Source organism: Streptomyces davaonensis JCM 4913 (assembly GCF_000349325.1).
Lineage (GTDB): Bacteria > Actinomycetota > Actinomycetes > Streptomycetales > Streptomycetaceae > Streptomyces > Streptomyces davaonensis.
The window spans coordinates 1,125,531-1,151,073 of sequence record NC_020504.1 but is presented as its reverse complement, the minus strand read 5'-3'; the positions used below and the strand labels follow the sequence as shown (position 1 = coordinate 1,151,073).

At 70.8% G+C, this 25,543-nt stretch carries 19 protein-coding genes and 2 pseudogenes; 9 read left to right on the top strand and 12 right to left on the bottom strand.

All coding sequences use genetic code 11. From position 1 onward, the window contains the following. Positions 1-17 precede the first annotated feature (17 nt). Positions 18-1,148, top strand: a complete 1,131-nt coding sequence (locus tag BN159_RS05050; protein ID WP_157901075.1) for an effector-associated domain 2-containing protein — start codon at positions 18-20, stop codon at positions 1,146-1,148. A 19-nt stretch (positions 1,149-1,167) separates the two neighbouring features. On the opposite strand, the gene fxsT is transcribed toward BN159_RS05050, so the two are convergent. The 3 genes from fxsT to sigJ all read right to left on the bottom strand — a co-directional run bounded on the left by fxsT (position 1,168) and on the right by sigJ (position 6,967). Then, positions 1,168-4,392 carry an FxSxx-COOH system tetratricopeptide repeat protein gene (gene fxsT / locus BN159_RS05045; RefSeq protein WP_015655832.1) on the bottom strand — a complete coding sequence of 1,075 codons (3,225 nt, stop codon included), beginning with the start codon at positions 4,390-4,392 and terminating at the stop codon, positions 1,168-1,170. Between the two features lie 137 nt (positions 4,393-4,529). Next, complete coding sequence (gene qcrB, locus BN159_RS05040; RefSeq protein WP_015655831.1) at positions 4,530-5,987, bottom strand: cytochrome bc1 complex cytochrome b subunit; 1,458 nt, start codon at positions 5,985-5,987, stop codon at positions 4,530-4,532. Next, positions 5,984-6,967, bottom strand: coding sequence for an RNA polymerase sigma factor SigJ (sigJ, locus tag BN159_RS05035; protein WP_015655830.1), 984 nt, complete (start codon positions 6,965-6,967; stop codon positions 5,984-5,986). Before sigJ ends, qcrB begins: the two co-directional genes overlap by 4 nt. Positions 6,968-7,166: 199 nt before the next feature. Here sigJ and BN159_RS05030 point away from each other — a divergent pair, with 199 nt between their 5' ends. The 4 genes from BN159_RS05030 (at position 7,167) to BN159_RS05015 (ending at position 10,260) form a co-directional block, all read left to right on the top strand. Then, a complete protein-coding gene (locus BN159_RS05030; RefSeq protein ID WP_015655829.1) occupies positions 7,167-7,412 on the top strand; it encodes a hypothetical protein in 246 nt (81 codons plus the stop codon). 3 nt (positions 7,413-7,415) lie between these two features. Next, the gene (locus BN159_RS05025) at positions 7,416-7,793 is read left to right on the top strand and encodes a hypothetical protein (protein ID WP_015655828.1); all 378 of its coding nucleotides are present in this window, start codon (positions 7,416-7,418) and stop codon (positions 7,791-7,793) included. Continuing rightward, positions 7,781-8,230, top strand: coding sequence for a hypothetical protein (locus BN159_RS05020; RefSeq protein ID WP_015655827.1), 450 nt, complete (start codon positions 7,781-7,783; stop codon positions 8,228-8,230). The genes BN159_RS05025 and BN159_RS05020 overlap by 13 nt, the downstream gene beginning before the upstream one ends. Positions 8,231-8,670: 440 nt before the next feature. Further along, the gene (locus tag BN159_RS05015; protein WP_015655826.1) at positions 8,671-10,260 is read left to right on the top strand and encodes an RICIN domain-containing protein; all 1,590 of its coding nucleotides are present in this window, start codon (positions 8,671-8,673) and stop codon (positions 10,258-10,260) included. On the opposite strand, the gene BN159_RS05010 is transcribed toward BN159_RS05015, so the two are convergent. The 5 genes from BN159_RS05010 to BN159_RS04990 all read right to left on the bottom strand — a co-directional run bounded on the left by BN159_RS05010 (position 10,253) and on the right by BN159_RS04990 (position 15,455). Then, the gene (locus BN159_RS05010) at positions 10,253-11,224 is read right to left on the bottom strand and encodes a 2-hydroxyacid dehydrogenase (protein ID WP_015655825.1); all 972 of its coding nucleotides are present in this window, start codon (positions 11,222-11,224) and stop codon (positions 10,253-10,255) included. The genes BN159_RS05015 and BN159_RS05010 overlap by 8 nt on opposite strands. Then, positions 11,221-12,390 (bottom strand): lactate 2-monooxygenase, encoded by a 1,170-nt coding sequence (locus BN159_RS05005; protein WP_041820828.1) that lies wholly within the window; start codon positions 12,388-12,390, stop codon positions 11,221-11,223. The genes BN159_RS05010 and BN159_RS05005 overlap by 4 nt, the downstream gene beginning before the upstream one ends. A gap of 74 nt (positions 12,391-12,464) precedes the next feature. After that, positions 12,465-13,160: an alpha/beta fold hydrolase gene (locus tag BN159_RS05000; protein ID WP_015655823.1), complete on the bottom strand. Its 696-nt coding sequence runs from the start codon at positions 13,158-13,160 to the stop codon at positions 12,465-12,467. Next, positions 13,157-14,722 carry a purine-cytosine permease family protein gene (locus tag BN159_RS04995; RefSeq protein ID WP_015655822.1) on the bottom strand — a complete coding sequence of 522 codons (1,566 nt, stop codon included), beginning with the start codon at positions 14,720-14,722 and terminating at the stop codon, positions 13,157-13,159. The genes BN159_RS05000 and BN159_RS04995 overlap by 4 nt, the downstream gene beginning before the upstream one ends. Before the next feature lie 160 nt (positions 14,723-14,882). Then, positions 14,883-15,455 carry a hypothetical protein gene (locus BN159_RS04990; RefSeq protein WP_041818828.1) on the bottom strand — a complete coding sequence of 191 codons (573 nt, stop codon included), beginning with the start codon at positions 15,453-15,455 and terminating at the stop codon, positions 14,883-14,885. Between the two features lie 324 nt (positions 15,456-15,779). Here BN159_RS04990 and BN159_RS04985 point away from each other — a divergent pair, with 324 nt between their 5' ends. Further along, on the top strand, positions 15,780-16,214 hold the full coding sequence (locus BN159_RS04985; protein WP_015655820.1) for a subtilase-type protease inhibitor: 435 nt from the start codon (positions 15,780-15,782) through the stop codon (positions 16,212-16,214). A 149-nt stretch (positions 16,215-16,363) separates the two neighbouring features. Here BN159_RS04985 and BN159_RS04980 read toward each other — a convergent pair whose 3' ends face one another. From BN159_RS04980 to BN159_RS04970, 3 genes are all read right to left on the bottom strand, one after another. Then, on the bottom strand, positions 16,364-17,164 hold the full coding sequence (locus BN159_RS04980; protein WP_015655819.1) for a VOC family protein: 801 nt from the start codon (positions 17,162-17,164) through the stop codon (positions 16,364-16,366). A 152-nt stretch (positions 17,165-17,316) separates the two neighbouring features. After that, complete coding sequence (locus BN159_RS04975; RefSeq protein WP_015655818.1) at positions 17,317-18,324, bottom strand: Ppx/GppA phosphatase family protein; 1,008 nt, start codon at positions 18,322-18,324, stop codon at positions 17,317-17,319. A gap of 139 nt (positions 18,325-18,463) precedes the next feature. Continuing rightward, on the bottom strand, positions 18,464-19,966 hold the full coding sequence (locus BN159_RS04970) for an MFS transporter (RefSeq protein ID WP_015655817.1): 1,503 nt from the start codon (positions 19,964-19,966) through the stop codon (positions 18,464-18,466). Positions 19,967-20,242: 276 nt separating this feature from the next. On the opposite strand from BN159_RS04970, the gene BN159_RS04965 reads away from it, so the two are divergent. The 3 genes and pseudogenes from BN159_RS04965 to BN159_RS46895 all read left to right on the top strand — a co-directional run. Beyond that, positions 20,243-20,575, top strand: coding sequence for an effector-associated constant component EACC1 (locus BN159_RS04965; protein WP_015655816.1), 333 nt, complete (start codon positions 20,243-20,245; stop codon positions 20,573-20,575). A gap of 7 nt (positions 20,576-20,582) precedes the next feature. After that, a pseudogene (locus tag BN159_RS46900) lies at positions 20,583-21,224 on the top strand (caspase family protein); the annotation flags it as partial. 798 nt (positions 21,225-22,022) lie between these two features. Next, positions 22,023-22,727, top strand: a pseudogene (locus BN159_RS46895) (PP2C family protein-serine/threonine phosphatase); the annotation flags it as partial. On the opposite strand, the gene BN159_RS04955 reads toward BN159_RS46895, so the two are convergent. Continuing rightward, complete coding sequence (locus tag BN159_RS04955) at positions 22,727-25,543, bottom strand: NHLP bacteriocin export ABC transporter permease/ATPase subunit (protein ID WP_015655814.1); 2,817 nt, start codon at positions 25,541-25,543, stop codon at positions 22,727-22,729. The pseudogene BN159_RS46895 and the gene BN159_RS04955 sit on opposite strands and share 1 nt — an antisense overlap.

The following is a 25,543-nucleotide window of genomic DNA, read 5'->3' as shown; positions in this document are numbered from 1 at the left end:
GGCGGCACACTGGGCGGATGAACTCCCCCTTACCGCAAGCGGATCCCCGTCGAACGAGCGTCGTCGTAGTGGGCCTGGACGCCTACGAGGCGGGGGCGCACTGGGCCCTGGACGGCCCGGTGTCCGACGCGCTGCGGTTCGCGGACTGGTTTCTCGACCGGGGTGTGCCGCCCGAGCGGATCACTGCACTGCTCTCCGCGCCGCCCGGCCGGCCCGGCGCCGTGCCCGAGGTGCCCTACGAGGTCCTCGGCGCGGACCGGGCCACCGTGCACAACACTCTGCTGCGGACGGTTGCGGCGGCGCAGAGCGAACTGCTGTGGGTCGTGTGGGGCGGCCACGGCGTCGTCGACGTCGAGGGCAGACGGCGCCTCTTCTACGCGGACGCCACCGAATCCGACCCGCTGAACGTCGACTTCGACGCGCTGCTCGCGTACTACCGCGCGGCGCCCCGCCACCCACGCCAGATCTGGCTGGTCGACGCCTGCCAGCAGCTGCACAACCCCTGGCGCGCCCGCCGTCACCTGCCCCGCGAGGACTACGGCACCCCGATGCCCCGGACCGCACGCGACCAGGCGGTCCTCTTCGCCGCCCGGCCGGGCGAGGCCGCGACCAACCTGTCCGGCGCCGGGACGGGCCTGTTCAGCCGCGAGGCACTGGCCGTACTCACCGACGACAAGACGATCGGCACGGCCTGGCCACCTGACCCCGCCCTCTTGATGGACCGCCTCAGGGACCGCTTCACCCGACTGCGCGCCGAAGGGCTCGCGGCCCAGACCCCCACCTACGTCTGGTCCCGCACCTGGGACGGCGACGAAGGCCAGCTCCTGTCCCGAGGCCGCCCCGAGCCCGACGGCGCCGTATCCCCCGACTTGACCCCCGACCGACTGCGCACCCTGACCGACGCCCTCCTGGCGGTCGAGGAGTTCGTCGAACCCCAGGGCCGCGAGGAAATCCTCGGTCTCCTCCGAATCGGCGTCCGAGCCGCCGTACCGCGCCACAGCCGCCCGCGCCTCGACACCATCAGCATCCTGCGCACCTGCGCCCGACGGCCGGGGGCGTTGAGGGAGTTGGGGGAGGCGGTGCTGTTGTGCGCGGGAGGCAGCGCGGAGTCCGAGCGCGTGCATCGACTGATCGTTGAAGGAGGATGAGTGATGCTGTGCGCTGACATCACAACGGCATTGGGTCTATGCCGCAATCCACGCGGTGCTTCCGGGCCTGGACGCGGTGAACGAGAGGATGCTCCGCTCCCAGCACCCGCGTGAGCCGTTCCATGGTTGCAGCAAGTAGCCGCTCGGCCTCCTCCCGATGACCTTGTGCTCTCAGATCCAGGGTCAGGTTGACGCCACAGGCCAACGTCGAGGGGTGATTCGGCCCGAGTACATCGGTCGACACCGCCAAGGTGCCGCCGTCCAGTGTCTCGGCGGCCGAGTACTCGCCGAGGGCGTGCAGATCACTGGCCAGGTTGATCGCGCATGCCACCGACGATGGGTGTCGTGCGCCGAGAACGCGGCTGAAGTCCGCCAACGTCCGCTCGTGCACCGCGCGGGCGGCCTCAGCATCGCCGAGGAGGCGGTGGGTGAGCGCCAGGTTCATCTCGGCCGAGAGCGTGTGTGGATGCACGGGGCCGTAAATGTCGGCGTACTGACGGTGTATCCATGCTCCGAGATCGTGGGCGGCGGGCACCTTGCCTGCCTCACGCAGTGCCATCGCGAGTGTCAACGTCGACGCCACCGATTCCGGACCGCTCTCCCCGTATCTGCGGATGACACCGGCCCGGGTGCGCTCTGCCACAGCCAGCGCCTCTTCGTAGCGTCCTGCATGCCGCAGCGTCACAGCGAGATGACGGTGTGCGGCGAGGCTGAGCGGGTTGTCGCGGCCGAGCAGCCGCGCCGCCTGGCCCGTCAGCTCCCGCAGGTGGGTGAGGGCGGTCTGGTATCCGTCCAGTTCCTGGATGTCGAGGATGAGTCCGAGCCACGTCACCAGAGTCAGGACATGGTCCTGCCCGAAGGTCGTCGTCTTGTTGCGGAGGGTGTCCGTGTCCAGCTCGCGGGCGCGTGCGAACTCACCGGAGAGGCGGAGGCTGACGCCCAGGTTGTGGGCCGCGCGGAGGGTCTCGGGATCGTCGGGGCCCAGCAGCCGAAGATAGCGTTGGTGCACTGACTCGGAGAGTTCCAAGGCGGCTGCGAACTTGCCCTTGGCGCGGAGATCGATGGCCACGTTGCCCCATGCGTCCAGGGTGTCCTCGTGGTCCTCACCGACGGTGCGTCGATAGGCGTCCAGCACGCGGGCGTTGACGGCCGCCGACTCCGCATGACGGCCCATGCTGGCCAACGCGGCCCCCAACCACTTGGACACTTCCAGTGTCGCTGGGGCATTCTCCCCGCCGCCGCTTCGCCAGGACTCGTAGGCCGATCTGGCCAGTTGTAAGGCGGCTTCAATGTTTCCCCAGCGTAAGAGGTAGATGACCTGGTTGATGACCAACTTCCGCACGTACGGGTCGGTGGACCGGACCGCCCCGGAGACGATCACATGCGGGTACAGCTCGCCATAACGCGGCCAGTCGCTCGCGTTGTGGGGGTCGTTGGGGTCATTGGTCGACAGGAGCAGGTGGACACCCTGCCGCATGGTCTGTTGCTCACTTTCCGTCATGCGTGATATCAGCGCCACCTGGATCAGCCGGTGTATCTGGAGGGACCTGGTGGGGAAGTCCCACCGGGCCAGCGAGAACCGGCCAATGGCCCGAATGGCCTGACCGAGGTGGATCGGGTCCCGCAGAACCGCGTCGAGTTCCGGCGTGATGGAGCCCCCCGGATGGCTGACGAAGAGGTCGCGCGGGATGGCCTCCGGTGCGCAGAAGGCGCACAGTTGCAGAAGCCGCAGGGCCGCGGGATTCTCTGACTCCAGATGGTCCAGTGAGACGTTCCAAGCCGCGATGACCGGCTGCTGGTAGTCGAGGGGGGCTGCGAGGCTCAGCAACTCGACCCGCTTCTCGTCCAGGAGTCGGAGGTATTCGTCGGCGGGCATCCCTGTCTCGGCCCGCCAAGCGGCGGCCTGAACGATGGCCAGTGGCAGATCGCCGAGTGCCTGCGCGAGCCGGTCGGCTTCGTCGTTGGTGATCTCCGGACCTCGCCCACGCAGTAGGGCCACGCTCTCCTCACGCCGGAAGACATCGACCTCCAGAGGCGGGGCGACTCCGGCCCATTGCGGATTGCGCGAGGTGACGAGGACGTCCCCTGGTCCGCCGGAGGGAAAGTAGTGGCGGACCGACTCGGGGTTGTCCGCGTTGTCGAACACGAGCAGCCAACGACCGTATGGCTTGCCGCGGCGGAGTTCCTCCAGGACCCTCGCCACCGTCGCCGTGGCTTCGCCCCCCGTATCGATGCCCAGCTGCGGAGCCAAGGAGGCCAGAGACAGAGTGATTTCCGTGGTGCGTTCTGCTGGAATCCACCAGACGACGTCGTAGTCCCGGAGGTGCCGGTAGATGTACTCCACCGCAAGAGTCGACTTGCCGACTCCGCCCATGCCGTGGAGCGCGCTGGGAAGTACGGCTGCCGCATTGTTCTTTCGGAGCCGCTCGTGGAGCACTGCCAACAAGCTGTCGCGGCCAGTGAAGTTGGGGTTCCGCAGAGGCACGCTGCCCCAGATCGCAGGAGTCCCACCACCTGGTGTGAGTCCGGCGTCCTCGTGCACCGAACCTTCCTGTTCCCGGTCGTTCGTCGCGGGCGCGGCCGCCGGGGCGTTCTGCGGCGGTGGACAGGGCGGGAGCCCGCCGGCCGCGGGTGCCTCGCGTTCGAGGATTGCCTCCAGCCGTTGCTGATGCTCGGGGTCGGTCCGGGGTGAGGCTGCTCTGAGGTAGGTCATCCAGGGCGGCTCGGGTGCCGGAGCTCTGTGTCGGGCTGCCACATGCAGGAAATCCGACCATGCTGTGGTGCTGTGCCTGGGAAGTACGGAGGAGAGGGAGGAGGTCGCCCGTTCCACGAGTAGTCGGCGTTCCTCGATGGTCAGGCGTATGGCCTGAAGAGCGTCCTGCACCACCTCCCAGGAGTCGGTGACCCCGGGCGGGAGGAGGCGCACTGCTGTCCATTCGTCGGCGAGCCGATACATTCGCAGACACTCGGGGCAGGCCGGATCCAGCAGGTCGATGACGGCCGCCAGGCACGACAGCCCGTCAGGCACGTTGTTCGGGGTGAGCGGACTCCTCATGCACAAGAGCATGAGCGCGACGTACTGGCTGCGTGGTCGGGATTGGCGTGACAGGTGTCCCGTGCGCTTCAGCCGGTCCAGCACCAGGCTCAGGAACTGCTCACGGTCCTCGGTGGACCACGTGCCATCCAGCTCTACCAAGAGATCGACGGCCGTACGCCGCAGACGCTCCTCGATTTCCTCGCGCAAGGGTCGATCCCTCCATTGCCCCCTGCAAGGCACGCGAGCCGATGCCCTGTTCGACTGCCTGAAGGTGCGGAAACCTCACACCAGGGTAGTGAGCCCAGGGCTCGAGGGAAGGGGCAAACCGCAAGGGACCCAACCGCCTACGGTTCCCGCTGGAGCAGTTCCCCGGGTCGTTCATGGGCCGTCAGCGTGTGCAGGCGGGCCTGGTCCAGGGGCTCGTGGAGTTCGACGTACTCGCCGTGCGGGAGGCGCTTGATGATGCCCGTCTCGCGGCCGTGGGCGACGAGTTCCTTGTCGCGGAGCTGGAGGCCGAGGCAGATGCGGCGTGTCACGACGAACACGATCACCGGCAGGACGAAGACCGCGATACGGATCGTCCAGGTCACCGCGTTGATGGACAGATGGAGTTTCGTCGCCACGATGTCGTTGCCGCCGCCCGCCAGCAGGATCAGGTAGAGCGCGATCCAGGCTGCGCCGAGGCCGGTGCGGACCGGGTGGTTGCGGGGGCGGTCCAGGAGGTGGTGCTCGCGCTGGTCGCCGGTGAGCCGGGACTCCACGAACGGGTAGACGCCGATCAGGACCAGGAGCAGCGGGAAGACGACGATCGGGATGAGCACGCCGAGGGCCAGGGTGTGGCCCCACATCGTGATCTCCCAGCCGGGCATCACCCGCACCAGGCCCTCCGCGAAGCCCAGGTACCAGTCGGGCTGGGCGCCCGTGGAGACCTGGTCGGCGCGGAACGGGCCGTACACCCAGACCGGGTTGATCGTGGCGACCGCGGCGAGCAGGGTGAGCGTGCCGAGGACGAGGAAGAAGAAGCCGCCCGCCTTGGCCAGGTACACCGGCATGAACGGGGCGCCCACGACGTTGCGTTCGCTGCGGCCGGGGCCCGCGAACTGGGTGTGCTTGTGGTACACGACCAGCAGGACATGCGCGACGACCAGGGCCGCCATGATGCCCGGGATCACCAGGATGTGCAGCGCGTAGAAGCGGGCCACGATGTCCTCGCCGGGGAACTCGCCGCCGAACAGGAACATCGACAGGTACGTGCCCACGATCGGGACGGACAGCAGCGCGCCGTTGACGAACCTCAGGCCGGTGCCCGACAGCAGATCGTCCGGGAGCGAGTAGCCGAACAGGCCCTCGAACAGGCCGAGAAAGAGCAGCAGCCAGCCGAACAGCCAGTTGATCTCCCGGGGCTTGCGGTACGACCCGGTGAAGAAGTGCCGCATCATGTGCGTCAGCATCCCGGCGACGAACACCAGCGCCGCCCAGTGGTGCAGTTGGCGGATGAGCAGTCCGCCGCGCACGTCGAAGCTGATGTCGAGGGTGGAGGCGTACGCCTCGGACATGCGTATGCCGTTGAGCGGGACGTAACTGCCCTCGTACGTCACCTCGTTCATCGACGGGTGGAAGAAGAGGGTGAGCCAGACGCCGGTCAGGATCAGCACCACGAAGCTGTACAGGCAGATCTCGCCCAGCAGGAACGACCAGTGGTCGGGGAAGACCTTGCGCAGGTACTTGCGGCCCAGCGCGTGGATGCCGAGGCGGCCGTCGAACCAGTCGGCGACGCGCTCGCCCTTCGAGGCCTCGCTCACGTCTCCCCCTCCTCTTCCTCTTCCTCGCCGCGCTCGACATGGCCGAGCTTGTCGGGGTTGCTGACGATGTACAGGCCCGAGATCCGGTCGCCCTCCGGGGTGAGGTCCATGACCATCACCGCGAACGGGGCGTCGCCGTCGAACAGCACCGCCGCGTCGTCGCCATTGACCCGGCGGTAGCGCACGTCCAGTTCGGCCACACCGTGCCGGGCCGCGTGTCCGGTGAGCAGCCGGACCACCTTCTCCCGGCCCTGCACCGGCCGCAGTCCCGCCGGTTTGCGGTTGCCGCCGCCGTCCGACCAGACCGTGACGTCCGGGGCGAGGATCTCCATCAGCGCGGCGATGTCCCCGTCGAACGCGGCCCGCACGAACCGCTCCGTCGCCTCCCGCCGCACCCGTGGATGCGCCCGGTACCGCGGTCTGCGGGCGTGCACGTGTTCCCGGGCGCGTCGGGCCAGCTGCCGTACGGCCGCCGGGGTGCGGTCGAGGATGCCGGCGATCTCGGTGTGCGGGTAGCCGAACACCTCGTTCAGCACGAACACCGCCCGCTCCAGCGGGGTCAGCGACTCCAGCACCACCAGCATGGCCAGCGACACGGACTCGGCGCGCAGGGTTGGATCGTCCGCGCCGTCGTCGGAGGCGACCAGCGGTTCGGGCAGCCAGGGGCCGACGTAGGTCTCCTGGCGGCGGGTGATCGTGGCGCGGCGGCGCAGGGCGTGGTTGACGGCCACCCGGACGAGATACGCCCGTGGGTTGGCGATGTCCTCCAGAGGCTCGCCGCCGCCCCGGGCCGTCCAGGACAGCCAGGTCTCCTGGAGGACGTCCTCGGTGTCGGCGACGCTGCCGAGCACGTTGTAGACGACGCCGAACAGCAGCTCGCGATGGGCGAGGAAGTCTTCGGTCGCCTGGTCCAGCCGGTCGTCGGTGTCTGGGTCGGTGTCTGGGTCGGTGTCGATGTCGGTAAGAGGGATCTCGGACATTCGGGGGCCTCCGCAGCGGTGCGCTCACCACTGGGAGGCCGCGAGGGGGCCGGTTTGTGACACCGGAGCGGGGCAATGTGACCCAGCTCTCAGAATCCGGTGAAAACGGACGGTGCCCTGCCGCTCTTCAGGTACCGTTGGACACCTGTTCTGACCTGGGCGTATTTACGGGTAAGTACCCGCGCGGTACCGTGAGGGCATGCCAGCTCTCAATGTGGAGTTCAGCGACCGCGAGCTTGAGGACCTGCGGCAGATCGCCAAGGAACGCGGTACGTCGATGAAGGCGCTCGTACGGGAGGCCGCGGCGGCGGACATCGCCCGGCACCGGGCGCTCCAGGAAGGCGCCGAGGCGTTCCGCCGGTTCTTCTCCTCGCACGCCGACGAGTTCGCGGCCGCCTTCCCGGACGACGAACCACCTGCCAAGGGCGAGGGGCGGGCCGCCTGACCGATGGCACCCGTCATCCACATAGACGTGCCCTGGCTGCTCCAGCGGCACGAGGAGGTCCTGCCGGACCAGCCCACGATCAACGACTTCTCGGCGCTGGTCGCGGCCGTGGCCCGACACCGCGTCGACCCACCACGCCTCGGCGTGAACTCGGACCCCGCCTGGCGAGCAGCCGCACTGCTCCACACCCTCGCCCTCCTCAAGCCCCTCCCCGCAGCCAACGCCCGCTTCGCCTGCGCCACCGCAGTCGCCTACATGTACGTCAGCGGCGCCGGCATCGATCCCCCCTACGGCGCCCTCGTCGACCTCACCCGAGACCTGATCGACAGCAAGACAGACATCTACGGCGCAGCGGACCGCCTGCGGTCGTGGCAGATCTGAGCGACGAGCCGAGCACCCGACAGCCGGCCGTGTTCGAGTCGGTCACCTGGTCGGCGCCGTGTCAGGAGTGCGGCGCGGAGCTGGAGTGCCATGGCGTCCAGGCCCTCGTGGCCGGAAGTCTGCGATGGGACGTCGAGTCGGCGTGCCCCGCCTGCGGCTTCGCTCTCGCCGTGTGCGCCGGGGCGCTGCCTGTGGAACGGCGGGAGCAACTGCTCGCCGAGCATGGACCGGCGAAGCTCAGCGTCAGTGATCCGCAGGCGCAGCGTGTCCTGATCATGCGGGTGCTGCGGGCCGAGGCGGGTCTGGACCTGCCGGCTGCCAAGGCCGAGGTGCGCCGCGTGGTGAGCGGGGCGTACTCGGGGACGTTCGCCGAGATGGAGCATCTGGCCGGAAGGCTTCGGGCGTGTGGAGTCGGTGCTGTTGCCGCTCGGGGGTAGATGGGGGCCGTCGGCCCTGCCTTTCGTCCTCGGGGCCGCCGACCGAGGGCGGGAGGAGCGGGGTCGGCGGCCGTTTCGCGCGGGAGAGCCGCCGTCCTGCGCGGGGCCTTCCGAGGGGCCGGTTCCAGTTCAGCGTGTGAGCGGCCGGGTGGGGAGCGTGCGTCTTGGCCGGGTGTGGGTGCGTGATTCACACGGGGCGCAGGGCAAAGCCGAAAGTCGGTGTGGGTGACGGGAGTTGCCGTCGTTTCTGACTTTCTTTCAAAGGTGCGGATGTTGCCCGAGTGCCTTGTTGGGCGTGAGTGTTATGTGCAAGGGTTAAGTGCCCGTGCGGGGGGTAAAAGCCGGGTCGCATTCGGACCGATGGGGGATCGGGTCCGGATGGGGGTCGGTGAATTCACGCCCCCCGCGCTGTTCTCTGCGCGTGGGAAGGAATCCGTTCAGTGCCCACCCCCCACCCCCCTCGCCCCCCATACCCGCCGCCCGTCGGCGTCCCCGAGGAATCGGACAACGGCCTTGCCGCCCGGCTGAGAGGCAGACCCGACGGCGAGACGGCCACCACCGTCGCCCTGCTGATGGCACGGCACTGGCATCCCGTCCGGGAATACGCCGCGATCTGCCTCGCCTCCCGGGCCGAGCTCTCCGCCGTGGTCACCGCCGCCGCGTTCCACCAGGTCCTGGACCGCCTCGCGCTCGGCGAACCGGCCGCCGCGCTGCGCCCCTTCCTGCTGGTCGCCGTCCGCGACACCGTCCGGGTCTGGGCCGCCGAGGAGCGAATGGCGGCGGTCCTGCCGGAGCTCGGGAAACCGGCCGGCGGTCGCGGTATGCGCGCCGCGAAGTCCATGACCCCGGAAAATCGCAAGCTGGCCGGGCGTTCATTCAACGCCCTTCCCGGACTGGCCCGGTGTCTGCTCTGGCACACCGAGGTGGAGGCCGAACCGATATCCGTGCCCGCCGGACTGCTCGGCTTGGATACCGACACCGCGTCGGCCGCACTCGAACAGGCGCGTGAAAAATTCCGCGAAGGTTGTGTACTCGCTCATCGGGAACTCGCGCCGACGAAGGATTGCCGCTTCTACAACCGCCTCCTCGACGTCCCCATTCGCCGCGGCGGCGCCCTGCTCCCGGATGTCCAGCAGCATCTCTCCCAGTGCCGCTACTGCCGTTCTACGGCCGAACAACTGAGCCATTTCGAGGGTGCTTTGGGCACCCTGATCGCCGAGGCCGTCCTCGGCTGGGGCGCCCGCCGCTATCTGGACTCCCGCCCCGGCCGCGCCCAGCACACCGCGCGCCCCCGGGGTGTGGCCCGGCACGGCCGCAGCCGTCGGCGCCTGCTGCCCCGTATCCCCGTCCCCGCACAGGTGCGCCGGGTGGTGGACGGACCGCGTCCGTCGCGGGTGATGCTCACCGGAGTCGGCATCGCCTCCGCCGGACTGCTCGCCTCGGTCCTCGCCGCCACCGTCTGGTCCGACGGCGACGGCACCGTCCCGGCCGCCTCCGCCACCAGCGGTGACACCGGTGCCGAGGCCCCGCCCACGGTGTCCTCGGTGCCACCGGGCACCGCCCAACTCCCCGTCCCGCCACGGCGGACCAGGCTGCGCAACGCCGGAGCAGACCTGTGCCTGGACATCCGCGACGAGCCGGAGGCCGGGGCCGGAGCCGAACTCGCGAGGTGCTCGGACGCCGGCACCCAGCAGTGGTCGTACGAGGAGGACGGACTGTTGCGCAGCGCCGCGGCACCGGAGTTGTGCCTGGACTCGCGTGTGGACGCCGGTGTCGGTGTGCTCGGCCGGTGCGCCGACGACGACGCCGACCGCGCCGACGACGTGCGCTACGACCTCACCGTGCAGGGCGAGTTACTGCCCCGCTGGGACGAGGAGCTCGCCCTCACCTCCACCACCGCCGACGTGGGCGCTGACATCGTAGTCAAGGCCCGCGACGGCTCCGACGAACAGCGCTGGCTGGCCGATCCGGGCTCGACCGCGGAGCCCGGATCGCTGTCCGTCGCCGCGCCCTCGCCCCGCCCTAACTGACCACGTCCCGCGGGGCCTCACCGGTGAGGAACCCGGTCACGTTCGCCACGGCGGCCAGCGCGATGCGCACCAGCGTCTCGCGGGTGACGCCACCGGCGTGCGGGGACAGCACCACGTTCGGGGCCCGCAGCAACCGCAGGGCCGGGGTGGGCGGTTCGGGGTCGAAGACGTCGAGGCCCGCCCCGGCCAGGGCGCCCTTCTCCAGGGCGTCCGCGAGGGCGTCCTGGTCGATCAGGGCGCCCCGCGCGGTGTTCACGACGAACGCCGTCGGCTTCAGCAGCGCCAGCCGCCCCGCGTCCAGCAGGTGCCGGGTGTCGTCGGTGAGCGGGGTGTGGAGGGTGACGTAGTCGGCGGCGCGCAGCAGGTCGTCCAGCGGGAGATGACGGGCGCCGTACTGCGCCTCGATCTCGGGGGAGACCCGGTTGCGTCCGGCGTAGACCACGGTCATGTCGAAGGCGACCGCGCGCCGGGCGACCTCCCGGCCGATCTGGCCGAGGCCCACGATGCCGAGGGTCTTGCCGGACAGTTCGGTCAGGGAGTTCTGGAGGCGGGGCAGGGCCCAGTCGGCGTCGACGAGCGCGGTGTGTGCGGGGATCAGCTGCTTGGCGAGGGCGAGCATGAGGGCGAAGGTCTGCTCGGCGACGTTCTGCGCCTCGGCGCCGCTGGAGCCGATGTTGCACACCCGCACACCCCGCTCGCGGGCGACCGCCACATCGACGTAGTCGAAGCCGTGACTCGCGCACTGCACCAGCTCCAACTCCGGTGCGGCGGCGAGATGTTCGGCGGTCACGGGGGCGAGCCCGGTGATGATCACCTCGGCGGAGCGCAGCGCGGCCGGGTCCTCGTCCGCGGTCTCGACGACGGTGACCTGCGCGTCGGCGGGGAACAGCGTGGCGAGTCCGGCTCCGACGCGTCGCCCGCCGACGTGCGGGGCGATGACGGCGAGGACGTTCCGGGCGCTCATGCGCGCCCCTCGGTGAGGTCTGCCGGGCTCAGCGTGCCCGGTCCCGCGTGCCCCGACAGGGCCAGGGTGAGGTCGAGTTCGGCGAGCAGACAGCGGATGACGTGCTCGACGCCCGCCTGTCCGTCCAGGCCGAGCCCGTAGACGTACGGCCGTCCGACGAGCACCGCCTCGGCGCCGAGCGCGAGCGCCTTGAAGATGTCGTCGCCGGTGCGGATCCCGCTGTCGAAGAGCACGGTGAGCCGGTCCCCGACCGCCTTGACGACCCCCGGCAGCGCCTCGGCCGCCGCGATCGAACCGGCCACCTGCCGGCCGCCGTGGTTGGAGACGACGACCCCGTCCATCCCGGCGTCGGCGGCCGCCCGCGCGTCGTCGGGGTGCAGGATCCCCTTCAGCACGATCGGGCCGTCCCAGTGCTCCCGCAGGAACGCCAGGTCCGGCCAGGTCTTCCCGGGATCGGCGAACATGCCCACGAAGTGCATCACCGCGGCGTTCGGGTCCTCGTGCACCGGCTTGGCCAGGCCCGCCCGGAACGCCGGGTCGGTGAAGTAGTTGGCGGTGCCCACACCGTGCAGGAACGGCAGATACGCCTGGTCCAGATCGCGGGGCCGCCACGCCAGCAGCGGTGTGTCCAGGGTGACCACGAGCGCGGTGTACCCGGCCGCCTTCGCCCGGTTCAGGAAGCTGAGCGCCACCTCGGGGTCCTTGGGCCAGTACAGCTGGAACCAGCGCTCGGCGTCGCCCATCGCCTCGGCGACCTGCTCCATGGGGGTGCTGGACGCCGAGGACAGGACGAACGGCACGCCCTGCGCGGCGGCGGCGCGGGCGGCGGCGGACTCGGCGTCCGGGTGCATGATCGACAGCACGCCGACCGGCGCCAGCGTCAGCGGCGCGGGCAGCGCGCGGCCCAGCACCTCGACCGACAGATCCCGCTCGTGCACGTCCCGCAGCATGCGCGGCACGATCCGGTGCTGCTTCAGGGCCGCCCGGTTGGCGCGCGCGGTGCTGCCGTCCCCGGCGCTTCCGGCGACATAGCCGACCGGGCCCGGCCCGAGGCGCTGCTCGGTCAGCTCCTCGAGGCGGGTCAGATCGGTGGGCAGCCGGGGTACGGCCCCCGTCATGCCGTTGAGGTAGATCTCGTACTGGAAGTCCGCCCAGTGCTTGCCCATGCCGTCGGTCCGCCCCTCGTCGTTGAGAACGCGCAGTACGCAGACCATACCGACCGGTAGGCAGGGGTGGTGGGTCAGGTGCCCTTCGTCGACGCCGCCAGGATCCCGGCGAGTTCGCGGGGCCGCGAGAACATCGGCCAGTGCCCGGTGTCGAGATCGACCAGATTCCAGCGCTCGCTCTTCAGCAGCTCGGCCGCCGCGCCCCACGGCTCCTCGCCGTCCAGCAGGCACTTGATGTACGTGCCGGGCAGCTCGCCGAACGGGCGGGACAGGACCGCCGGTTCGGTGAGCGTGGCGCCGGGGTGCGCGGTGGCACCGGCGACGAGTCTCGCCACCTGGTCGTCCGTCAGTCCCTGGCCGGCGAACTCGGCCGGGTCGGGGCACGGCCAGAAGCCGTCGTGCGCGGCGATGGCCTCCCGCACGAAATCGCTCGGCCAGCCGGCGAGGAACGACTCGCCGTCGACCGGGACATTGGCGTCGACGAGCACCACCCGCCCCAGCCGTTCGCCGATCCGCTCCGCCGCCTGCCCGACCGGCACACCCGCGTAGCTGTGCCCGACGAGGACGACCTCGCGCAGATCGAGGCGCTCCACCTCGTCGACGATGTCCTGGACATGGGTCTCCAGCCCGGCCGGGACGTCCCGCTTCTCGGCGAGGCCCGTCAGCGTCAGCGGATACGCCTCATGTCCGGCCGCGCGCAGTTCCGCCGCCACCTCGTCCCACGCCCACGCCCCGAGCCACGCACCTGCTACTAGTACGAATCGCGTCATGCCCGCAACGTAGCCGAGGGGTCTGACAACGGCGCCCCGGCGCCCGGCCCGGTGATCGGCGGGACGGGGCTGTCGACCGTGCGGGCCAGCCGCGCGCCCTCGGGCCCGTAGACCGCCCGGGGTTCGGGGAACAGCCGCAGCAGCGCCAGGAACAGCACGGCGGCCACCGCCATGGAGAGCGGCAGGCTGATGTCGACGCCGTTCGCGAGGTCGCCGAAGGGGCCGACGAACTGGCCGGGGATGTTGGTGAAGAGCACCCCGAGCAGCGCCGAGACCCACCAGGCGGTCATGCCGCGCCAGTTCCAGCCGTGCGCGAACCAGTACCGGCCGCCGCGCTGACGGCGGTTGAAGACCTGGAGGGCGTCGGGGTCGTACCAACCGCGCCGGGTCCAGAAGCCCAGCATCATCACGACCATCCACGGAGTGGTGCAGGTGATGATCATCGTGGCGAAGGTGGAGATCGACTGCACCAGGTCCAGCGCGAACCGCCCGATGAAGATGAACGCGATGGCCAACGCGCCGACCAGCACGGTCGCCTGCACCCGCGACAGCCGCGGGAACACCGAGGAGAAGTCGAGCCCGGTGCCGTACAGCGCCGTGGTGCCCGTCGACATGCCGCCGATCAGGGCGATCAGGCAGACCGGCAGGAAGTACCAGCCGGGGGAGACGGCGAGCAGTCCGCCGACGAAGTCGGGGGCGGCCGGATCGACGTACTCGGGCGCCTTGTCGGCGATGATGCTCGCGGTCGAAAGGCCGAAGAGGAACGGCAGCAGGGTGGCGATCTGCGACAGGAACGCGGCGCCGACGACCTTGCGGCGCGGGGTGCTCGCCGGGATGTAGCGCGACCAGTCGCCGAGGAACGCCCCGAACGACACCGGGTTGGACAGCACGATCAGCGCCGCGCCGATGAAGGACGGCCAGAACAGGGACTGCGTCGCGGCGTCGGCTGAGTCGGTGAACACGCCCGCGTACGACGGATCGAAGTCACCGGCGAAGGCCACCGCGCCGAGCACGAACAGCAGGCTCGCGGAGATCACGGCGACCTTGTTGACGAACAGCATGAACCGGAAGCCGTACACGCACACCGCGAGGACGAGACCGGCGAACAGTGCGTAGGCGACGACGTACGACAGGTTCCCGCGGCTCAGGCCGAAGAGCCGGTGCGCGCCGCCGACCAGGGCGTCGCCGGAGCTCCACACCGAGATCGAGAAGAAGGCGACCGCGGTCAGCAGGGAGAGGAACGAGCCGACCACCCGGCCGTGCACGCCGAGGTGAGCGGAGGAGGAGACGGCGTTGTTGGTGCCGTTGACCGGGCCGAACACGGCCATCGGGCAGAGGATCAGCGCGCCCGCGACCACTCCGAGGAGGGTGGCGGCGAGGCCCTGCCGGAAGGAGAGCCCGAACAGGATCGGGAAGGCGCCGAGGACGCAGGTGGAGAAGGTGTTGGCGCCGCCGAAGGCGAGCCGGAACAGATCCAGCGGGGTGGCGGTGCGGTCGGCGTCGGGGATGCGGTCGACGCCGTGGGTCTCGACCTCGGTGAGGGAAGGGGGAGTCGAGGACAACGTGGGCTCCAGCGGCGGGGCGGGCGGTGGAGCGCGGGTGGCGCGACGGCGGGGAGGGGACGGCCGTTCGCGGGCGCGGGGGTGTGCGCGGCGACATGAGGCCGTCCCTCGGGGATCTGCCGACCGTACGGTCTGGTCAAGCCTTCAACCAGGTGGTGATTCATCCATCCTTCGGTTCGTCGGTGGATGATTCGTCCGTCGCTTGCCCGGCTTCGGCGTCCGGGCCCTGGGCGCGGACCCGCTGGACGTGTTCCAGGGATTCGCGCAGTTCGGTGAGCCAGTCGTCGGTGTGGCGCTGGACCAGCCGGACGCACCAGGCGAGGGCCTCGCTGCGGCTGCGGGCCACCCCGCCCGCGATCAGCGTGTCCAGCACCTGCCGCTCCGGCTGCCGGAGCCGGGTCATCACGGGCGCCGCGACATGCGTGAACAGCGCGCGTTCGGCGCCGCACTCCACACCCCAGGAGACCTTCCGGCCGAACCGGTGCTCCGCCTCCCGGGCCACGGCCATCCGGTCCTGCCGGGTGCGCTCCCGGAACTCCTGGATCCGTCCCTGTACGGCCGCGTCCCGCTCGGCGTCCGAGGCGTCCTCGGCGAGCCGGGGGCCGGGGATGCGGCCGATCACCGTGATCTCCTCGCGGTCGACCGTCACCTCGGTCAGCTGCTCGAAGAGATCGTCGGGCAGGCGGCCGGCGAACCAGCCGCGCAGCTTCTCTCGTTGTTCGCTCGTAATCATGTAATTACGATTACTCGGCTCGAACATGAACACAAGGGGGTGCGGAGGGATCGGCCGAGAGCGGAATCGGAATGTTTCAGGCCGATTAAGGAACAGCCGGAATTCGGCCACTTGGCTGCTTCGGGCGATCAAGAACGGCCAACTCGCGGGGTTGGAACGTTCGAATTCCGTCACTTCGCGCCACTGATTCAACACACAAGGTTACTGAAACGCGTGGGTTCGATGTGTGTTCCGGCGGCGGACTCGGCAGACTCGCGGTCGCCGGTTCCGGCCTCATCGGGCGGGCCCCGGCACACCCCCGAATCGAGCGGAAGGATGCACACAATGCGGAACACCGCGCGCTGGGCAGCGACCCTCGGCCTGACGGCCGCCGCCGTCTGCGGCCCCTTCGCCGCGGCCGCCCCCGCGGCTCCCGGCCCCGCGCCCGCCTCGCTCTACGCCCCCTCGGCGCTGGTGCTCACCGTGGCGCACGGTGAGAGCTCGGCGCTCGCCGCCCCGGAGCGCGCCGTCACCCTGGTCTGCGCCCCCGCGCCCTCCGGCACGCACCCGGACCCGGCTGCGGCATGCGCCGAACTGCGCGCCGCCCAAGGGGACTTCGACGCGCTCGCGAGCGCCGACGACATGCTGTGCACCAGGGAGTACGACCCCGTCGTCGTCACGGTCGACGGCGTCTGGCGGGGCCAACGGGTCTCGTACGAGCGGACCTACTCCAACGAGTGCGTGAAGAGCTCCCTCGGCGCGAGCGTCTTCGCGTTCTGAGGGACCGGGATCGCATGGTCTCCGTGAACAAGCGCAGCGGCCCGTGGCTGGGGAGCGCGGGTCCTGTCTCGGAGCCGGTGATCCCGTCTCGGGGGCCGGCCGGGCGGAGTGGGGCCGCCCGGCCGGCACCTCGCGTTCACCCCACGGGTTCAGCTCTCGACGGGCTTGAGTACGACGAAGTCCGCGCCCGCCGGGTCCACGCAGACGGCGAGCCGGCCCACGCCCTCGGCGTCCTCGGGGCCCATCTGCACACTGCCGCCCGCGCCGGTGACCCGGGCGACCGCGGCGTCGCAGTCCTCCACGTTGAAGACCGGGTGCCAGTACGGCTTCCCGCCGGTCAGGGCGAGGTGCTCCTTGGGCAGGGCCATGATGCCGCCCTGCATCCGCTCCTCCGGCAGCCCCTCCGGGGTGATCAGGGAGTACGTACCGCCGCCGCCCGGCAGTTCCATGTCGCTGTACGACCAGCCGAAGACGTCGCCGTAGAACTTCTTCGCCCCGTCGGCGTCGGTGGTGTACAGCTCGGTCCAGGACAGCGAGCCCGGCTTTTCCACCAGCTCCATGCCGGTGTCCGTGCCGGGCTGCCAGACGGCGAACTGGCCGCCCAGCGGATCGTTGAACTGGGCCATCCGGCCCCAGTCGCCGAGGTCGCGCGGCGGGACCCGCACCGTGCCGCCCGCCTTCTCGACCGCCTGGGTGGTGGCGTCGGCGTCGGCGACGTTGTAGTAGATCATCCAGGCCGAGCGGGCGCCCTCCTCGGTGAGCTTGCCGAGTCCCGCGACGGTCTTGCCGTCCCGGCGGAACATCCCGCCCTCCATGTCCTCGCCGCCGCCCTCCATGGGCTCGTAACTCCAGCCGAGCACGGTGCCGTAGAAGGCCGCGGCTGCGGGTACGTCGGGTGCGCCGAGATCGATCCAACAGGGGACGCCGGGAGTGGATTCGGTGGTGATCATGAGGTTTCCCTTCACTGTTCCGTGCCACGCCAGCCTGGCACCGGCCCGACGCGCACGCACGACAGGACGGGCGGCCGGTCCGCCTTTCGAAGGGCAGACCCGGCAGGCCCGCGAAACTCATCGCTCCGCCGCCGATTTCCTCGCGTCGTCGCTCAGGTGGTCGCGCCCGCCAGGCGCAGCGGCACCGGATCGGGCGGGGCCGGGGCCTCGTCGAGGTGGGCGACCCGGGACCACCAGGTCGCGCCGTCCTCGATATGGCGCAGGAGGACTCCCTCGCGGATGGCCCAGGGGCAGACAGTGAGGGTTCTCAGGCCCGTCAGCTGCATCGCCGTGTGGGCCACCACCGCTCCGGCCAGGCTCTGGGCGGCGCGCGGCGCGGAGATGCCGGGGAGCAGGGCGCGGTCGGGGGCGGGCAGCGCGGCCAGTTTCTCGGCCGCCCCGCGCAGATCGCGGCGGTGCAGGAGGCGTTCGACGAACGGGCCGTCACGCCCGGGCGCGGCTCCGCACAATCGGCCGAGCTGCTGGAACGTCCGTGAGGTCGCCACCGCCGTACGCGGGGCCTCCCAGCGGATCCGGGCGGCCACGTCCCGCAGTTGATGGCGGACCTTGCGGCGCAGTGCCCGGACCTGCTCGGGATCCGGTGGACCGTCGCCGTCGAAGAACTCATGGGTCAGCCGTCCCGCGCCGAGCGGCAGCGAGGCGGCGAAGTCCGGCAGCCGGCCGCGGCCGAAGGCCACCTCCAGCGAGCCGCCGCCGATGTCCAGCAGCGCGAGCGGCCCCGACCGCCAGCCCATCCACCGCCGCGCCCCGAGAAACGTCAGCTCGGCCTCCACCTCGCCCGGCAGGGTGCACAGATCCACCCCCGTCCGCGCCCGGACCGTGCGCAGCACCTCGTCCCGGTTTGGGGCGGACCGCACCACGGCCGTGGCGAAGGCCGGCGGCTCGGCCGCGCGCCACCGGGCCGCGGTCCGGCTCGCCTCGGCCACCGCGAGCACCAGCCGCTCGACGGCCTCCTCCGGAATCGCGTCCCCCGGACGGACATGTTCGGCCAGCCGCAGCCGCCACTTGGCGGTGTGCACCGGCAGCGGAATCCCGCCCCGGGCGTCCGCCACCACCAGTCGGACCGTGTTCGAACCCACATCCACCACGCTGATTCGCATGGACCCGTGGTTACCCGATTCCCGCCAGGGCGAACGGAGAGCGCTTCATCGACGATCAAATCCGGCCGATCGCACGGGCGAGGGGCCGCCGTCTCCCTGCGGACGGCGGCCCCACTGCGGCTCCTGCGGACTGCTTCGGTCACATGTGTACGACGGGTGCGGCCTCGGGGTCCTGCTCCGGCACCCCGCGCCGGAAGAGGAAGAAGGAGATCACCGCGCCCGCGGCGAACAGGCCCGCCGACCACCAGAAGGCGGTGGTGTAGCTCTCGATCGTCGCCTGGGCCTGAACCACCTTGCTGGTGGCGTCCCGGCCGGACAGGTAGTCCGTCGCCGCGCTCGCGGCGAGGGTGCTCAGCAGCGCCGTACCGATCGAACCGCCCACCTGCTGCATGGCGTTGACGGTCGCGGAGGCCACACCCGCGTCCTCGGCCGCCACGCCGCCGGTGGCCAGCTGCATCGCGGGCGGCATGACCAGGCCGAGGCCGAAGCCGATGATGACCAGCGGGGGCAGCACGGCCGTCAGATAGTCCGAGCCGATGCCGATCCCGGTCAGCCAGGCCATGCCTCCGGTGGCGATGGCGAAGCCCAGCGGGAGCACGATCTTCGGGCCGATCCGCGGCACCAGGGCCGTGGTGCCGAGCTGCGCCGCGATCATCAGCGCGCCGACCATCGGCAGGAAGGCGACACCGGTCTTGGTCGGGCTGAAGCCCAGGTTGAGCTGGAGGTAGTAGGTGAGGAAGAGGAACACGCCGAACATGCCCGCGCCGGTGATCAGCACGGTGAGGAAGGAGGCCGCGCGGTCGCGGTCGAGCAGGATCCGCAGCGGCAGCAGCGGGTGCGCGGCCTTGGTCTGCCACCAGGTGAAGGCCGCCAGCAGCACGCCGCCCGCGAGCAGGAAGCCCCAGGTCAGCGGGGAGCCCCAGTCATGGGACTCGGCGTTGGAGAAGCCGTAGACCACGGCGAACAGACCTGCGGCGACCAGGATCGTGCCCGGCACGTCCAGCTTGGAGTTCGCGGCGTCCCGGTGGTTGGAGAGCAGCAGCCAGCCGCCGACCAGGGCGACCAGGGCGATCGGCACGTTCACGTACAGCGTCCAGCGCCAGTCCAGCGCGTCGGTCAGCACACCGCCGAGCAGCAGGCCCACCGCGCCACCGGCACCGGCGATGGCGCCGTACACGCTGAACGCCTTGGCGCGCTCGCGGGCGTCGGTGAACGTGGTGTTGAGCAGCGAGAGTGCGGCGGGCGCGAGCAGAGCGCCGAAGGCACCCTGGAGGGCGCGCGCGGTGACCAGCATCTCGAAGCTGCCGGCGGCACCGCCCAGCGCCGAGGCGCCGGCGAAGCCGATCACACCGATCAGGAAGGCGGGCTTACGGCCGAACAGGTCCGCTATCCGGCCGCCGAGCAGCAGCAGCGAGGCGAACGCCAGCGCGTACGCCGTGACGATCCACTGCCGGTTGCCGTCGGTGAAGCCGAGATCGGCCTGGGCCGAGGGCAGCGCGATGTTCACGATGGTGGCGTCCAGCACCACCATGAGCTGCGCCACGGCGACGATCGCGAGGATCCACCACCGCTTGGCCGAGGCGCCCCGCGGCTCCTGCGCGGCACCCACGGGCGCGCTGTCGGTAAGGGTCTTCTGGGACATGGGGAAACCACTCCAGGGAACGTCGTTCCGACCGGGTCGCGTCAGGAACGAAACGGTTTCGTACACATCGAGACTAGAGCAGATTCAACGAAACGGCAACGTTTCGCTTGGGAAGGGGAGCGACGTGCGCACTGAGGTGTTCGAGGTGGGCGGGGCGGAGTTGTACTGCGAGCTGCGGGGGACGGGCCCGGTCCTGATCTGTGGCGGAACCGCTGCGCGCCTTCCCACGTTGTGCCACTGTGTCAGGCACGTGGGTGCTCAACCGGGGGATGGGCCATGGAGATTGCGATCACCACTGCGGCGGACGAGGCGGAGCTGCGGTCGTTGTATCTGTGGCTGCGGGACGACGCCCGCGTGCGGCGTGACGCCCGTGTCGAGTTGAGGGCCGAGCAGCCTGTCCCCGGACGCATGGGGTCCGCTTTCGACGTCGTCCAGCTCGTGCTCGACAGCGGGTTCCAGCTCGGCAACCTCGCCCTGGCCTGGGCCGCCTGGCGTGCCACCCGTCCGGCCCCGCCCGAGATCACCTTCGAGCGCGACGGCGTCAAGGTCACGCTCTCCGGCCAGGATCCCGAGACCGCGGCCCGGCTGCTGGCGGAACTCGAACGGTAGCGGACACATGAACACCGCGGCCGCGCCCGGCAGATCCGCCGCCGTCCTGATCGGCGTGAGCCGTTACGACCATCTGGCGCCCCTGCCCGGGGTCCGGGGCAATGTCGTGGACCTCGCCGAGCAGCTGCGGGACCCGGCGGTGTGGGGGCTGTCGGAGGAGCGGTGCCGGGTGGTGCTGGAGCCGACGGACGCCACCGCGGCCTTCGAGCCCCTGCGGGAGACGGCCGACGGCGGACTCGACACCCTGGTCGTCTACTACGCGGGCCACGGCCTGATCGACCCCAACCGCGGCGACCTGGGGCTCGGCCTGCCCGGCTCTGTCGTCGGACGGCCCTACACCTCACTGCCGTACTACTGGCTGAGCGAGGAACTGAAGGGCCTGCGGATCGAACGCCGCATCGTCATCCTGGACTGCTGCTACAGCGGACGGGCCCTGGGCATGATGAGCGACGCCCAGTCCGCCGTGGCCAACGGCGCCGAGATCGAGGGCACTTACCTCATCGCCTCGGCCGACGAGTCCGCCCAGGCCGTGGCCCCGCCCGGCGCCCGGCACACCGCGTTCACCGGCGAGCTCATCAGCCTGCTGGCCGGCGGTGTCCCCGACGGCCCCGAACTCCTGCCCCTGGACACGGTGTTCCAGCACCTGAGCGCCGCCTGCCGCTCCCGGTCCTTCCCGCTCCCACAGAAACGCGTGCGCAACTCGGCGGGTCAATTGCCGATCTTCCGGAACCGGGCGTACGCGCCGATGCGTGCCGGTCGGCTGCTGGCGGAGCGGTACGAGTTGGGACAGCTGATCGAAGCCGACTCGGCGACCGAGACGTACGCGGCCCGGGACACGGAGCTCGACCGGCCGGTGCTGATCAAGATGATGCGCCCCGAGGCCGCGGCCGACGCGGCCCTCGCGGCCGGGTTCCGCAGGCGGGCCAAGGCACGAGCCGCGCTGCGGCACCCCTTCGTGGCCGTGCTCCACGACATCGGCACCACCCGCCGGGACCACGTTCCCTGCCCCTACCTGGTCACCGAGTCCGTCGCCGGGGAGACGCTGGGGACCTTCGTACGGCGGCGGCAGAACCATCCCGACTGGGTCGTCGCCGTCGTCTGCGAACTGCTCGGCGTTCTCGAACACGCGCATGGACTGGGGGTCTTCGGATGGCGCCTTGACCCGGAGAGCGTCGTGTTCACCGCGGAGAACCACGTCAAGGTCGTCGACCTGGGCGACGCACCCGACGGCCACGACGATCTGCTGGAGGTGGGCCGACTGCTGCGCACCCTCCTTGCGGGCGCGGCGCCGCCGACGTCGTACGAGGTCGACGCCGTGGTCCGCAGGGCGCTCGCCACTGATCCCGCGCAGCGGTACCGCAGCGCCGGTGATCTGTGGCGGGAACTGTACGACCTGCGGGGGCGAGCGACACGCCCCGAACCGGTATCGGCCCCCGAGAGCCTGTGGATGCGCTTCGCGGCCGGGTCGCACAAGGGCATGATCCGCGAGCAGAACGAGGACTCCGGATATGCGGGGCCCCGGCTGCTGGCACTGGCGGACGGTCTGGGGGCGGCGCCGGCGGGCGCGGTGGCCAGCTCGGAGGTGATCGCTTCCCTCGTCGAACTCGACGACGACACAGGAGATCCCCCCGACCTGCTCACCCCACTGCACGCCGCCGCGCAGCGGGCTCAGCGGCAGTTGGCCGCGATGGCCGAGGAGGACCCGCAACTGCGCGGCATGGCGACCACCCTCACGGCGCTGTTGTGGGTGGGGTCCCGGCTGGGGCTCGTCCACATCGGTGACTCACGTGCCTATCTCCTGCGGGACGGAACGCTGACACAGATCACTCAGGACAACCGCCCGATGGTGAGCACGGCCGAGGAAGTCGATCCGGAGTTCTGGGTCCGCAAAGCCCTGGCGGGCGACCGGTACCTGCTCTGCACGGACGGACTGAGTGACGTGGTGTCGGACGAGTCCATCGAGGAGTGTCTGGCGAGTCACCTGCATCCTCAGGAGACCGTGGGCGCTCTCGTGACCCTCGCTCTGCGCGGCGGAGGCCCGGGAAACATCTCGTGCATCGTCGCCGACTTCCTCGCGACAAGGGAAGACGACGGCCCCCTCTCGGACACCCCCGTCGTCATCGGCGCCGTAGCCGAGAACCAGACCGACCTCTACGCCAACTGACGCCGCACCAGCTCGTGCAGTCGCCCACCTGTATCCGCCAGCAACTGCCCGGGCGCCCCCACCTGCGCCACCTTCCCGTCCTCCATCACGATCACCCGGTCCGCGTCCAGTACCGTCGACAGCCGATGCGCGATCACGACCCGCGTGGCGTTCAGCGCCTTCGTGCTCTCGATCACCGTCCGCTGGGTCTCGTTGTCCAGCGCGCTGGTCGCCTCGTCGAAGAAGAGGATGCGGGGGCGGCGGATCAACGCCTGGGCGATCATCAGGCGTTGGCGCTGGCCGCCGGAGATCGCGCCGCTGCCCGAGACGATGGTGTGCAGGCCCATCGGCATGCGCTTGATGTCCTCGGCCAGCCCCGCCAGCTCGGCCGCCGCCAGCGCCTCCTCCGGGGTGTACGGCTCGGTGCCGCAGATGACGTCCAGGATGGACCCGGTGAACGGCTGTGCGTGCTGGAGCACCACCCCGCACTGGCGGCGCACCGCCGACTGGTCGAGGGCGGCCAGGTCCTGGCCGTCGTAGAGCACACTGCCCGAGACCGGCTTGTCGAAGCCGATCAGCAGGCGAAGGAGGGTCGACTTTCCGCAGCCGCTCGGGCCCACGATCGCCACGAACTCGCCCTGGCGGACCGAGAAGGAGACGTCGTCCAGGACGAGGGGACCGTCGTCGGAGTAGCGGAAGGACAGCCGGCGGGCCTCGATCGCGCCGGTCAGCGGGCCGGGGCGGGTGCTCGCCGCGCGGACCTCCGGGGTCGCCTCCAGCACCGGCTTGATCTCCTCGTACAGCGGCAGCGCGGCGACCAGCGACACGAACGCGCCGGTGATCTGGGTGACGGAGGCCAGCAGCATCGTCACCGAGGTGTTGAAGGTGAGAAACGCCGCCGCCGACATCGAGCCGCGCGCCGGGCCCGCCAGCAGCATGAACATCAGCAGCGTGCACAGGGGCAGATACACCGCGCCCAGCACCGCGCTGAGGTTCTTGATCCGGCCGACCTTCTGCTGAAGCTCCCGGCTGCGCGCGAACTGCGCGGCCCAGGCGGCGTACGCGTAGTTCTCCGCCGCCGCCACCCGCAGCTTGGGCAGCCCGCGCAGGGTCTGGAACGCCTGGTTGTTCAGCTTGTTGCCGAGCACCACCAGACGCCGTTGCCAGCGCACCTGCCAGAGTCCGAGGCCCAGGAACACCGCGGCGATGGCCACGAGCATGCCGATCGCCGCGAGCGCCATCGGGACGCTGTACCACAGCAGCAGGCCCAGGTTCATTGCGCCGACGGTCACCGACTGGGCGACCGTGGGGCCGACTCCCGCCAGCAGACGGCGGATCGCGCTGATGCCCATCGCCGCGCTCGCCAGCTCACCGGTCGAGCGCTGGGTGAAGAACTTCGTCGGCAGCCGCAGCAGGCGGTCCCAGACCGCCGGTTGGAGGGTCGCCTCGATCCGGCCCTCAAGACGCAGGATGGTCAGGTTCTGCATCAGCATGAAGGCCGCCGCCACCACGCCGCTGACCATCACCGCCAGACACACCTGCACGATCAGTCCGGTCTGCGCCTTCGGCACGTACTGGCCGAGCACCTTGCCCGTCGCGATCGGCACCAGCGCCCCGATCGCGACCGTCACCAGTCCGCTGAGCAGCGTGTTCGTCAGGTCGCCGCCGGTGCCGCGCAGGGTGAACCTGAGCAGCCGCAGCGGGCTGAGCGCGCGGTCGGGCAGCGGCCGGTAGAACATCACCGCACGCGGCTCGAACTCCTCCGCGTTGGCCTTCTCGATCGGGGTCTCCCGGCCGGTCGCCGGATGCACGGCGACGTAGCCGCCGCGCCGCCACAGCAGGGCGACCGGCGCCCCGGACAGCGCGCGATGGCCCACCAGCGGTCCGACGTTGTCCCGCCACCAGCGGCCGTCAAGACGGACCGCGCGGGTGCGGACGCGGGCGGCGAGGGCCACCCGCTCCACCGGGTCGAGCCGGTCGCTCTCGGTGCCGCTCTGCGCGGGCCCGGCCAGCGCGATCCCGGCCGCCTCGGCGACCAGCCTGCACGCCGCGTAGGTGGCGTCCGCGTCGGCGGCCGTCGTCCGCGGCCCGGACCGCTTGCCGATCGACGCCAGCAGTGTCCGGTCAGCCTGCGCGCGCACCGCCTCGCCGGCCTTGATGCCCTCCGCGGTGCGCGTCTCGTGGGTGCGCTCCAGTTGCTCGATCCACCGGTCGAGCGTGGTGAGCAGGCGGTACTGCTGATCCACCATGGACTGCCAGACCGCCGGGTCCATCAGCAGATCGGCGGCGGCCTCCTGGCCGTACAGGGAGCCGTACTGGACGCTGCCGGGCGGTACTTGCATCCAGAAGACGTCGTCGTCGGTCAGTTCGGCGGCCCGCTCGTTCGCCGTCGGCGCCTGGAACAGGATCGACAGGCTGCGGCCGACGCCGAGCGCGAGGGCGTACTCCAGCGGGCTGGTCGTCGGCGGGACGTACTGCGGGTTGCCGTACTCGTCGTAGGACCAGGTCTGGGTCTGGGCGGGCTGGTACAGCTCGCGCAGGCCGATGCGGTGCACCACGCAGTCCCGGAGCGGGCGCGCGACCAGGGTGTGCTGCGGTCCGGCGACCGGGCCGAGCAGCAGCGAGCCCGCCTCCAGACGGCCCAAGTGGTGCCAGTGGCCCTGCTGTTCGGCGTCGACCGCGAACAGGTCCACCGCGCCGGACGCCACCAGCCACAGCACCTGCGGGCCTTCGAGGTCGAGGCGGTTGAACCCGGCGCAGTCGATCCGGCTGCCCATCGAACCGAGCGCGTTCAGAACGAGGTCGCCCTCGTGTACGGCCGTCAT